Source organism: Aeromonas sp. QDB68 (assembly GCF_027707405.1).
Lineage (GTDB): Bacteria > Pseudomonadota > Gammaproteobacteria > Enterobacterales > Aeromonadaceae > Aeromonas > Aeromonas caviae.
On sequence record NZ_JAPCIQ010000186.1, the window covers coordinates 1 to 2,234 of the forward strand.

General features: G+C 55.9%; 2 protein-coding genes. Both read right to left on the reverse strand.

Translation table 11 applies throughout. The annotated features are described in order from the left end of the window. Positions 1–1,093 (reverse strand): IS91-like element ISCR2 family transposase (locus PG892_RS22045; RefSeq protein ID WP_270825877.1); only part of this gene is annotated, 1,093 nt, incomplete at its 3' end. A gap of 111 nt (positions 1,094–1,204) precedes the next feature. Beyond that, a partial coding sequence (guaA, locus tag PG892_RS22050) for a glutamine-hydrolyzing GMP synthase (RefSeq protein ID WP_270825878.1) occupies positions 1,205–2,234 on the reverse strand: 1,030 nt, incomplete at its 5' end.

The following is a 2,234-nucleotide window of genomic DNA, read 5'->3' on the forward strand; positions in this document are numbered from 1 at the left end:
ATGGTTCGAAAATGACGTGCGTGGTGCCGTCCCGGTACGGCGTCTTGAGCTGGTAGCGCACGTTGCCGCCTCGTGTTAACGACAGCCGCTTCTCGGATACCGCCGGGCGGCTGATGTACCGGCACAGCCGTTCGAGCTTCTTGCGTTCATCGGCCCTGGCCGCCACGCCGGCGTGCAGGCTGAACCCGGCTACCTTGCCAATCCCGTCACCGAACGGATCACCACTGGTCGGCAGAGTTTGCAAAGTGAACACCTTTCGCCCCGCCTGTGAACCGACAGCGATACGGTAAGTGATCGAGTGCCCCAGCAGGGGTGTCATCGGGTCGTCATCCACCGCATCCGAGGCCAGATAGCTGTTTTCGACATCCCGTTCCAGCAGGCCTTGCCGTTCCAGATAGCGACCCACCCGGTGGGCGATGGTGTGCGTCAGCTGGGTGAGCTCTGGGCTGGTCGGCGCCTTGACCCAGCGGAAACGCGCTGAGCCGTGGGATTGCTCGACATACACACCGTCGAGAAACAGCATGTGGAAGTGAACATTCAGATTGAGCGCCGATCCAAAACGCTGGATCAGGGTGACCGCGCCCGTCTTGGCCACTTGGTGGGTATGGCCCGCTTTCTTGACCAGGTGCGTGGCAATGACGCGGTAAACGATGCCCAGCACCCACCCCATGATCTCGGGCCGGCTGGCAAACAGGAAACGCAGCTGAAACGGGAAACTCAACACCCACTGACGCATGGGTTGTTCAGGCAGTACTTCATCAACCAGCAAGGCGGCACTTTCGGCCATCCGCCGCGCCCCACAGCTCGGGCAGAAACCGCGACGCTTACAGCTGAAAGCGACCAGGTGCTCGGCGTGGCAAGACTCGCAGCGAACCCGTAGAAAGCCATGCTCCAGCCGCCCGCATTGGAGAAATTCTTCAAATTCCCGTTGCACATAGCCCGGCAATTCCTTTCCCTGCTCTGCCATAAGCGCAGCGAATGCCGGGTAATACTCGTCAACGATCTGATAGAGAAGGGTTTGCTCGGGTCGGTGGCTCTGGTAACGACCAGTATCCCGATCCCGGCTGGCCGTCCTGGCCGCCACATGAGGCATGTTCCGCGTCCTTGCAATACTGTGTTTACATACAGTCTATCGCTTAGCGGAAAGTTCTTTTACCCTCAGCCGAAATGCCTGCCGTTGCTAGACATTGCCAGCCAGTGCCCGTCACTCCCACTCAATGGTTGCCGGTGGCTTCGAAGAAATATCATAGGTTACCCGCGAAATCCCCGGGATTTCATTGATGATGCGGCTAGAAACCGTTTCTAAAAACTCATACGGCAAGTGTGCCCAGCGCGCTGTCATAAAATCGATAGTTTCTACTGCGCGCAATGCCACCACATACTCATAGCGGCGGGCATCGCCCACTACACCCACCGACTTCACCGGCAGGAACACAGCAAAGGCTTGGCTGGTTTTGTGATACAGGTCTGCGGCATACAGCTCTTCGATAAAGATGGCATCAGCCAAGCGCAACGTGTCGGCATATTCTTTTTTTACTTCACCAAGAATACGCACACCTAAACCGGGGCCAGGGAAGGGGTGGCGATAGACCATATCGTAAGGCAGGCCTAACTCCATACCGATCTTGCGCACCTCATCTTTAAACAGCTCGCGCAGCGGCTCCACCAGCTTGAGCGTCATATTTTCTTTTAGGCCGCCGACATTGTGGTGCGACTTGATCACCTGCGCCTTACCGGTTTTGCTACCGGCAGACTCAATCACATCTGGAAAGATGGTGCCTTGTGCCAACCACTTGGCTTGCTTGTGCTTGCTCGCTTCTTCTTCAAAAATATCGATAAAAGCATTACCGATAATTTTGCGCTTTTTCTCTGGGTCCGCTTCGCCAGCGAGACGTGATAAGAACTTTTCTTCGGCATCAACACGAATAACTTTGACGCCCATGTTTTTGGCGAACATCTCCATGACCTGATCGCCTTCACCTTGGCGCAACAAACCAGTATCAACAAACACGCAGACCAGCTTTTTACCAATCGCACGATGCAAAAGTGCGGCGGTAACAGAGGAGTCAACGCCACCGGACAAACCAAGGATGACTTCCTCATCGCCCACCTGCGCACGAATTTTAGCAACGGCGTCGTCAATGATGCTCTCTGGTGGTTTGCCTTTGATGAGCCAGGTCAACGCGGCTGCAAGTGACCGTATGCATGCAGAAAGAGATGCAGGGCGTTCGGCA